Here is a 9,273-nt window from a genome sequence, read left to right as displayed (position 1 = left end):
CCTACGAACCCGCCGCCGATGATCTCGCTGCCGCCGTGGCGCTCGTCCAGAGCCGCGCCGATGAATGGGGTCTCGACCCGGACAAGATTGGCGTGATCGGATTTTCCGCAGGCTCCATGGCATCCATCCAGCTGATCGAGGACTATGAGGAAGCCTCCCTGCTCGGCCATGTTGGCCTGATCTATCCGCCCATGTGGCTGTCGATCGAGGGCGGACCGCGGCCGGACCTGTTCTTCGCGATCGCCGTTGATGACCCCCTCTTCGCCCGAAATGACCTCTCCATGGTGCAAGCCTGGCTGGGCGAGAGCGATGCGGTGGAGTTTCATCTCTACTCAGGCGGCGGGCACGGCTTCGGGATGCGCCCGCAAGGCGCAACCAGCGACCTCTGGATCGACCAGTATCTCGCCTGGCTGGCGTCTCGGTAGGCTTTACCCCCCGACGGCAAATACCGCTGGATCGTGGCCCGCGAACAAACCCCAAGCGAAGCGCTGGGCTATGGCACCCCCTTCGCGATTGCCACAGACAAGTGCCCGTGCGGTGCTGGCCGGTCCTGCGGGTCTATCTTGCCTGCCTGCGGCTGACGCTGAAAGACATCTGATCGAGCCGCACCCCCTTACCCCCAGATCGGCGGTCTCTCGGCTTGCCAGGGCTTGGCGTCTTCGAGCTGCGCGGCGAGCCGGAACAGGGTGGCTTCGTCGCCATAGGCCCCGGAGAACATCATGCCGATTGGCAGGCCGTTGCTGTCGCGCGCCATCGGGACAGACATGGAGGGCTGGCCGGTGAAGTTCTGCGGCGGGGTAAACGGGAAGACCTGTGCTTGCCGGCGGTCGACATCGCGCGGCGCCATGTTCACCGGGTCGATCTCGCCGATCTTCGGCACCGGCTGGGCAAGCACGGGCGAGACGATCACGTCATATGTCTCGTGCAGCTTGAGGATGTCGCGGCTCATCGAACGAAGCGTCGACCAGCCGGCCATGGCCTCTGAGCCGGTGAGGTGTTTCGAGCCGCGATAATTGCGCCAGGTCAGCGGCTCCATCTCGTCTTCGCGCGGCTCGCGGCCCATCGCTGCGATGGCGGCGTCGACCGTGGCGGCGAAATTGCTGCCGGAGACGGCGCGCTGGGCGGTGTAGAGCCGGCGGTAATCAATGCCGAGGCCATGCTCCTCGACATGGTGGCCAAGGGATTCCAGCAGCTTGGCTGTCTCTTCCAGAGCGGCGCGGATTTCGGGGTCGACCGGCTTGCCGCTCGGCGTTTCGGAGTGAAAGGCGATGCGCAGCTTGCCCGGCGCGGCGCCCACCTCCTCGGCGAACGGCCGATCCTTGTGCGGATAGGCGAAGGGCGAGCCCGGTTCGCGGTAGCCGGTACAATCGAGAAGCCCAGCGCTGTCGCGCACGCTGCGCGAGACAACATGCTCAACCGTCATGCCAATCGCCGCGGCATCATCATAGGCGGAGTTGGGATTGCGGTCGCGCGTGATCTTCATGCCGAACAGGCCGCAACAGGCTGCCGGGATACGGATCGAGCCGAGCCCGTCACTGGCATGCGCCATCGGGAGAATGCCCGCTGCCACCGCAGCCGCCGCGCCGCCGGACGAGCCGCCTGTGATGTGCTCGGTGTTCCACGGATTGCGGCAGGGCCCGTGAAACGCGCCTTCTGTCGTGCCGGTGATGCCGAATTCCGGCGTGTTGGTCTTGCCGAAGAGCACCAGCCCCGCCTCGCGAAAACGCTTTGTCAGCGCACCGTCGTCTTCGGCAACCAGATCGCTCAGAAAGCGGGACCCGCTGGTCTGCGGCCAGCCTTTAACCGGGCTCGCAATGTCCTTGATCAGGAAAGGCACACCGCGAAACGGCCCGTCCGGAAGTTCTCCCGCCGTTTTCTCCCGAGCCTCGTCATAGGCCTTGTAAACGATGGCATTGAGATCCGGATTGTGTTTCTCAGCCCGGCTGATCGCCTCTTCCAGCAGCTCCGACGGCGTCGTCTCGCCCTTGCTGACAAGGTCTGCGAGCGCAGTCGCGTCGTGTTCGGCGTAATTTTCGATGGCCATGCTGGGTCTCCCTCTATCGCCTGCGCCTGAGCAATGAGACGCAGGTCTGTTGATCAACCTTCGCCGAACAGACCCGGCCGGGCAAGAGTTCGCCTCGCCCGAGGCCTAATTGAGATCCAGCGCCATGAAGACCGAATTGGGATCATCCCAATAGCCTTCGAACGGGCCGCACTGGGCAAAGCCGTGGCGCCTGTAGAGCGAGCGGGCCGGCTCGAAGGCCGACTGCGCGCCGGTTTCCAGATAGAGGCGCGAATAATAGCGCTCACGCGCGGCTGAAATGATGTGGACCAGCATGGACTGGCCGAGACCGGCACGGCGGAACTGCGCCACGGTGTGCATCGATTTCACCTCGCCAGACTTGCCATCCGACAGGCGTTTGAGCGCGCCGCAGCCGACCAGCTTGTCGCCGTCGCGCATCTCCCAGACGGCCAGCTCCGGCGCCCTCAGCGCCTCGACCAGCAAGGCGTGCGAGCTTTCCGGCGGCGAGGTTTCCAGCATAAGTGCCTTGTGCGAAGCAATCAGCTCGCGGAAATCCTCTCGGTTGAGGTCGGCAGACTGGATGGCGACTGTCATGGCCTCTCAAGATTCCGCATCTGCCCCTGCATTGGCAAGCTGAATCGCGAGACGCGGGAATCGGCTATGCTGAAGACCCGTTCATGCTACAGTCAGGCTCGGTCTGCTAACCCGTTGTCTTATGGAAGAAATCACGACCCCGACCGCGACCCGCCCCGCCAGCACCTCCCGCATATGGCTGAAACGCTGCGCCGGGCTGGGCCTTATCGCCGCCGCCGGCCTGTTCGCAACAGGCTGCACGACCTACGGCGTGTATGACGATTATTACTATGGTGATGGCTACTATGCCGACGGCTATTATGGTGACGGCTACTATACCGATGACGGGTCCTATTACACGCCGGGCTATGGCTACACCTATTACGGGACGACAACGACCTATTACCCGTCCAACACCAAGGGCCACCACAATAGCCACCGGCGCGGCGATCATTATGGGCGCGACCAGCGCGGCCGAGGCCACCATGACGGGCGCCGGGGCGATGGTCATCATGACGGGCGCGGCCACCACGACCAGCGCCGGGATCATGACGGACATCGCGATCAACGCCGCGACCATGGCGACCGGGACCGGCGCCGCGAGAGGGGACATGGCAATTATGCCGGCGGGGGTCATGGCACTCATGACACCAGTGGCGGGCGTGGCCATGGCAACTATTCAGGCGGCGGAAACCGCGGCCATGATGGCAATCGCGGCAGGGGCGGCGGCACACTGGCCGGAGGCCCCGGACATGATCGCGGCGGGGACCGTGGCAACCGAGGCGGGAATCGCGGCGGAGACCATGGCAGCCGGAACCAGGGTGGAAACCGTGGTGGGGATCATGGCAATCGCGGCGGCCGCCAGCAGGCACAGGCTGCGCCCAAGCCGCTAAAGGCAGCCCGCCCGACCCTTCCGACGCAGAGCCGCAAAAGCCAAGTGCGTGAACGGGTTCATCACGAATAAGACTTGGCTGCACCGGTAGAAACCGGGCTATTGTGCCGGGATGTACACCTGGATCATTTTTCTGCGCGGCGTGAATGTCGGCGGGCACAACAAGCTTCCGATGAAAGAGCTGCGCGTCGCCCTGGAAGGCGCAGGCTTCGCGGACGTGCAAACCCATATTCAGAGCGGAAACATCGTCTTCCGGTCAGACCACATGTCCCCAGATTCGGCGGGAGCGTCCGTCACCGCGCTGATCGAGACTCATTTCGGCTTCGCGCCGCGCAGCCATGCGCTCGCTGCCGAAGCGCTTGAAAGCGCGATTGAGGCAAATCCTTTCAGGAAACAGGGCCGCAAGGACCCGAAAACGGTCCACTTCTTCTTCCTCGCCGAGGCCCCCGGCAACAAGGCGGACCTCGATGCGCTCCATGATCTCAAATCGAAATCGGAACGCTTCGAGCTGATCGGCAGTGTCTTCTACCTCTCGGCCCCGGACGGCATCGGCCGCTCGAAGCTGGTCGACAAGATCGAGAAATGGATCCCCGTGCCGATGACGGCGCGCAACATGCGCTCGGTCTATACGGTGGCCACCCTTGCCGGACTGGATGTCGAGGCGCTTTAGGCGGCCGCCTTTTCTTCCTTCAATTCCTGATTCTCCTCGAACAGGTCGACGGAGAGTTTGAACACGCCCTCTTCATAATAATTGAGCAGCGGCAGGTTTTCCCGGTCGATACCGAATTTGCCGGCATAATGGTCAATCAGCGCGTCGCTGTCGGAGAGATACTCGCCAGGCGCAATCTCGACACCAGGAAAGCTCGCTTCGGTACCGGCGTCTTCAAGCGTCTGTTTCGCCTCATCATAGGCCTCAGTGCCGTCCTCGACCACGTCAAAGCGGAACCGGTCTGCAAGGCCGGCCTCATGCAGGAAAATGCGGAATTTCAGGCTGAACGGGCAAGCGAGTTTAAGGATCGCTCTCGGGGTAAAGTCTGCGGATGCGGGCATGGGACGTCTCCTTTTTCTGTCATAAGGAAGACGTGTCCCGGGCCCCGCCGGTTCCGTTTAGCCGGTAGCGAGCTGATAGATTTCTGCGCGCAGCTCTGGCAGGCCCCAGCCTTTTTCGGCAGACGTCACACGGATGACGGGGTGCGCAGCCGGGTGCTTTTTGAGGGCGGCTTCGACCTTGGCCCGGGTCGCTTCGGCCTCGGTCTTCTTGATCTTGTCGGCCTTGGTCAGAACGATTTGATAATTCACGGCAGCAGAATCCAGCATCGCCATGACATCTTCATCGGTGTCCATCAGGCCCCGGCGGCAATCGACGAGCAGGAAGACGCGGCGCAGATTCACCCGGCCCTGGAGGTAACGAAGCGTCAGGCGCTGCCATTCAGTCGCCTGGCTGCGCGAGACCTTGGCATAGCCAAAGCCCGGCAGGTCAACCAGCCACATCTTGCCCTCGCCAAGGTCGAAATAATTGAGCTCGCGCGTGCGGCCCGGCTCCTGCGAGGCGCGGGCGAGGTTCTTGCGGTTGAGCAGCGCATTGATCAGCGAGGATTTACCGACATTGGAGCGGCCCGCAAAGGCAATCTCAGGCCGGTCGGCTGCAGGCAGCTGGGTCAGCGAGGCCGCGCCCAGGAGGAAATCGCAAGGGCCCGCGCACAGGACGCGGGCCGCTTCAATCGTCTCCTCGGAAAACTCAGGCGTCTCGCTCACGGGGCCTCTTTGCTCTTGCCGCCGAGCAGCCGCCCGATCAGCTTGTCGAGCTCTGTCTCAACCCCGTTACGCCGCATGATGAAGTATTGCTGGATCAGCGACAGCACGTTCGACCAGACCCAGTAAAGCACGAGGCCAGCCGCAAAGCCTGCAAAGACGAACATGAAGATCAGCGGCAGGAAGCGGATTATCATCTTCTGCGTCGGATCGGTGGGCGGCGGTGACAGGGCCTGAATGCAGGCCATCGTCGCGCCATACATCAGCGGCAGGAAGCCGATACCGATGACAAGGCCAATGACCGGAACCGCCTTCACATCAGCCGCCGCCCACGGCAACAGGCCGAAGAGATTGCCAATCGCGCTCGGGTCCGGGGAAGACAGGTCCTGAATGTACCAGAACGGCGCGTGGCGCATTTCGATGGTGACGAACAGCACCTTGTAGAGCGCGAAGAAGACCGGGATCGTCAGCAGGATCGGGATACAGCCTGCAATCGGGTTGGCTTTTTCGCGCTGGTAGAGCTTCATGATTTCCTGCTGGCGGCGCTGCGGATCAGCGGCAAATCGCTCCTGGATTTCCTTCATCGGCTCAGACAGCTTCTTCATCTTCGCCATGGATTTGTAGGACTGGTTGTAAAGCGGCACGAGCGGCAGGCGCACGAGCACGGTCAGCGCCAGAATGGCGAGGCCAAATGTGCCAACCTTGCTTTCAAGCCAGGACAGAAACGCGAAGAGTGGCTTGGTGATGTAGTAGAGGATGTTGCCCCAGTCGATGGCGTCCTCGAAGCGCGGCACGCCCGCTTCCTGGTAGGCATCGAGCACCGACTTTTCCTTCGCGCCGGAGAAGATCCGGTTCGTCGTCGTGATCGTCTCGCCAGGCTGGATCGTCCGGCCCGCACTCGTCGCGGTGACCTGCATGACAGGACCCGTATCACGCGACAGGCGCTGATAGCGGCCGGCGAACTCGTATTGCTGCTCGGGGATGAGGGTCGTCATCCAGTATTTGTCGGTAAAGCCGATCCAGCCGCCTTCGGCCGCCCGGCGCACACCGGCATCGTCAGCATCCTTGAGGCCCTTGCCCTTGTCGAGGTTCTTGTAATTGCGCCAGGTCAGCTTGCCATCGAAGACCGCCAGCAGCCCCTGATGGGCCATGCCGGACGTGCGCGAGGATCCCGGATCGGTCGCTTCGAGAAACTCTTTCCACTCGCCATGCCGGCGGATCGAGCCGAGCGGCGTAAGCGTGCGCGTTTCAGAGCCTGTATTGGTGATCTCGTCAGTGTAGCTGAACATGTAATTGTCATCGACGCTGATCGTGCGTTCGATGGTGATACCGTCTGCTTCATGGACCAGCGTGACCGGGTTCGATGTCGAAAGCTGGTCATTGCCCAAGACGCGCCAGGACGCAGACGGGCCTGCAATCGGTGTGTCGCCGTCAAACCAGTACCAGCTTGCATAATAGCCATGCGGCGCATTTGTCGGGCGCAGCATGCGCAGCTCATTGACGCGTTCGACGGTGGTGTAATGGTCCTTGAGCTGAAGGTCATCAAGGATGGCGCCCGTCAGCCGGATCGAACCATCGACACGCTCTGCATCAAAGCTGAGGCGCTGATTGGCCGACAGGGCGTCTTCCACCGTCTCTGCAATCGCAGTCGGTGTTTCAGCAGGCTGCACCGTTTGAGGCTCAGCGATCTCACGCTGCGCTTCGGCGGCTTCCTGGGCTTCGAAGCGCTCTTGCTGCTCAGGATTGATGACCAGTGCCTGATAGCCAAACACAAAGGCGATCATCAGCACCATGGCGATGATGAAATTACGCTGGTCCTGCGGGTCCATCCCCTGATTCATGTCGTGGGTCCGTGATCAGTTGAATTAGGAACAGGGTCTGGCCCCTCGCCCGACCCCCTCTTCAAGGTTGCGGCGAGGCTTATCAGCGCGCTTTCCATATCGTCAAGCAAGCGCTGCCAGCCAATCTCAGCTGTATCCATGCGTGCAATGAAAACATAATCGGCGCCGGGAACGCCAAATTCGGCGAGCAGCTGGCGCGCCGCTTCCTTCAGCCTGCGCTTGGCCCTGTTGCGGATGACGGCATTGCCGATCTTCTTGGTTGCCGTGAAGCCTTCGCCGATCGCATGGGGATGGGCGCGCTCACCCGTCGCCATACGCGCCTGGACGACCAGGCTTTTGCGACGTTCAGACACACCGGCGCGCACAAAAAGAAATTGAGGCCGCACGGTAAGCCGTACGACCTCAATCCCGGTATTCTTTGTGTCAGCCATGGGCAAACCCCACCGGGGCTGCGCCTTGACTAGGCGGAGAGAACCTTGCGGCCCTTTGCGCGGCGGCGGGCAAGCACCTTGCGGCCATTCTTGGTGGCCATTCGGGAGCGGAAGCCGTGACGGCGGGCGCGTTTCAGGCGCGAGGGCTGGAATGTACGTTTCATGGGCTTACGCCTCGTGCAAATGTTGACCGAATTCGGAAACCGCGGCTGATACAGGCTGAGCCGGCGAGGGTCAAGGGTGCGATGCCAGTCATTGGCCGTTCACACCTGTTTGATCGGCCAGACACCAGTTCGTGAAGTGTCACCTGCTCGCATTACCTTATATGAGGCGCATGACCCATGCCCGATCCATACACTTGTCCTGGCCCGGCCTGCTCATGGCGGCAGCCCTTTTCCTGTCTGGAGCGCTTATGGCCTCAGCCAAATCTACCAACCTGTCTCACACGGCCTGGGGCGAGATACTGGACACCTTTGTGACCGCCAGTCCGGACGGGCTGAACCGGGTCGACTATGGCGCTCTGAAGGCCAGTCAGACCGACCGCGCCAAGCTCGATGCCTATATCGAGCAATATGCTGATCTGAATTTCGACAGTCTCAGCCGGGACGAGCAATTCGCCGCCTGGGCCAATCTCTATAATGCGGTGACCGTGCGCTACATCGTGGAGGAATATCCCCTTTCCACCATCAAGCCCTGGTACTCTTCCGGCCCGTGGAAGAAGATCAAGGTCACCGCCGACGGACGTGAAATTTCGCTCAACGGCATCGAACACGACGTCCTGCGCGTGCAGTGGTCTGATGATCCGCGGCTGCATTACGCGATCAATTGCGCCTCCTATGGCTGCCCGAACCTTCGCCGCAGCCCATGGCAAGCCGAGACGCTTGATGCCGATCTCGATGACGCCGCTCGCGACTATATCAACCATCCGCGCGGCGTGACCGTGGAAGCGCGAGGCCTTCAGGTCTCATCAATATATGACTGGTTCAGGAAGGACTTTGGCGGCAGTGAGAAAGCCGTAATCGACCATCTGGTTCAGCATGCCTCGCCTCAGCTCGCCGAGAAAATCCGCGCCAACCCCGACATCCGCGACCATGAGTATGATTGGTCACTCAATGGAACAGACCAGTAAGGCAGGCGCTCAATGCCTGTCCGATACAGCCAGGAAGGACCGGACCCGATGTCCGACACAGACACACAGGACGCCAAATCGTCCACATCCATCTGGATCCGCCTCTGGCCGGTCTATGTCATCGTGGCAGGCCTCATCGCGGCCTGGCAGTTCGGCCTGTTCGACTATCTCTCCATCGAGACATTGCGCGAGCAGAATGCAGAGCTACAGGCCTTTGTCGAAGACAATTTCCTGCTCGCCTTTGCCGCCTATATCGCGATCTATGCCGCCGCGACGCTGTTCATGCTGCCGGGCGCGCTCTGGATCACGATCTCGGGCGGCCTGCTCTTCGGTCTCGTCGGCGGATCCATCGCCACGGTGATCGGCGCAACCACCGGCGCAAGCCTTCTCTTTTTTGCCGCCAAGACCTCTATCGGCACGACGCTGCGCAACAAGGCCGGCCGGTTCATCCGCAAGATGGAGAAAGGCTTCAATGAGAATGCCATCTCCTACATGTTCGCGCTTCGGCTGCTGCCGGTGGTGCCCTTCCCTGTCGCCAATGTCGCCCCGGCCCTGCTCGGTGCGAAGTACAGGGATTTTGCAGTCACAACGGCACTTGGCGTTATCCCGGGCGTTGTCGCTTATACATGGAT

The 9,273-nt window shown here is 61.7% G+C and carries 12 protein-coding genes; 5 read left to right on the top strand and 7 right to left on the bottom strand.

Translation table 11 applies throughout. The features are described from left to right. Positions 1-425 (top strand): alpha/beta hydrolase (locus WA989_RS05150; protein WP_424339433.1); only part of this gene is annotated, 425 nt, incomplete at its 5' end. Between the two features lie 188 nt (positions 426-613). On the opposite strand, the gene WA989_RS05145 is transcribed toward WA989_RS05150, so the two are convergent. Together WA989_RS05145 and WA989_RS05140 are read right to left on the bottom strand one after the other, a co-directional pair. Next, complete coding sequence (locus tag WA989_RS05145; protein WP_424339432.1) at positions 614-2,044, bottom strand: amidase; 1,431 nt, start codon at positions 2,042-2,044, stop codon at positions 614-616. A 105-nt stretch (positions 2,045-2,149) separates the two neighbouring features. Then, a complete protein-coding gene (locus WA989_RS05140) occupies positions 2,150-2,617 on the bottom strand; it encodes a GNAT family N-acetyltransferase (protein ID WP_424339431.1) in 468 nt (155 codons plus the stop codon). A gap of 121 nt (positions 2,618-2,738) precedes the next feature. On the opposite strand from WA989_RS05140, the gene WA989_RS05135 reads away from it, so the two are divergent. Together WA989_RS05135 and WA989_RS05130 are read left to right on the top strand one after the other, a co-directional pair. Continuing rightward, entirely contained in the window at positions 2,739-3,560 is an 822-nt protein-coding gene (locus WA989_RS05135) for a hypothetical protein (protein WP_424339430.1), read from the top strand. 40 nt (positions 3,561-3,600) lie between these two features. Beyond that, entirely contained in the window at positions 3,601-4,158 is a 558-nt protein-coding gene (locus WA989_RS05130) for a DUF1697 domain-containing protein (protein WP_424339429.1), read from the top strand. Here the strand turns inward: WA989_RS05130 and WA989_RS05125 are convergent. The 5 genes from WA989_RS05125 to rpmH are packed head-to-tail and all read right to left on the bottom strand — an operon-like array spanning position 4,155 to position 7,676. Then, positions 4,155-4,538: a hypothetical protein gene (locus WA989_RS05125; RefSeq protein ID WP_424339428.1), complete on the bottom strand. Its 384-nt coding sequence runs from the start codon at positions 4,536-4,538 to the stop codon at positions 4,155-4,157. The two genes, WA989_RS05130 and WA989_RS05125, sit on opposite strands and share 4 nt — an antisense overlap. Positions 4,539-4,595: 57 nt before the next feature. Further along, a complete protein-coding gene (gene yihA, locus WA989_RS05120; protein ID WP_424339427.1) occupies positions 4,596-5,243 on the bottom strand; it encodes a ribosome biogenesis GTP-binding protein YihA/YsxC in 648 nt (215 codons plus the stop codon). Next, entirely contained in the window at positions 5,240-7,081 is a 1,842-nt protein-coding gene (yidC, locus tag WA989_RS05115) for a membrane protein insertase YidC (protein WP_424339426.1), read from the bottom strand. The genes yihA and yidC overlap by 4 nt, the downstream gene beginning before the upstream one ends. After that, positions 7,078-7,512: a ribonuclease P protein component gene (gene rnpA / locus WA989_RS05110; RefSeq protein ID WP_424339425.1), complete on the bottom strand. Its 435-nt coding sequence runs from the start codon at positions 7,510-7,512 to the stop codon at positions 7,078-7,080. The genes yidC and rnpA overlap by 4 nt, the downstream gene beginning before the upstream one ends. 29 nt (positions 7,513-7,541) lie before the next feature. Further along, entirely contained in the window at positions 7,542-7,676 is a 135-nt protein-coding gene (rpmH, locus tag WA989_RS05105; protein ID WP_084391371.1) for a 50S ribosomal protein L34, read from the bottom strand. A gap of 248 nt (positions 7,677-7,924) precedes the next feature. Here rpmH and WA989_RS05100 point away from each other — a divergent pair, with 248 nt between their 5' ends. Together WA989_RS05100 and WA989_RS05095 are read left to right on the top strand one after the other, a co-directional pair. Then, entirely contained in the window at positions 7,925-8,641 is a 717-nt protein-coding gene (locus WA989_RS05100; RefSeq protein ID WP_424339424.1) for a DUF547 domain-containing protein, read from the top strand. A 48-nt stretch (positions 8,642-8,689) separates the two neighbouring features. Next, the coding region (locus tag WA989_RS05095; protein ID WP_424339423.1) for a TVP38/TMEM64 family protein at positions 8,690-9,273 on the top strand (584 nt) is incomplete at its 3' end.

The organism is Henriciella sp. (assembly GCF_049649345.1).
Taxonomy (GTDB): domain Bacteria; phylum Pseudomonadota; class Alphaproteobacteria; order Caulobacterales; family Hyphomonadaceae; genus Henriciella.
This window is presented reverse-complemented; position numbering and strand designations above follow the sequence as displayed.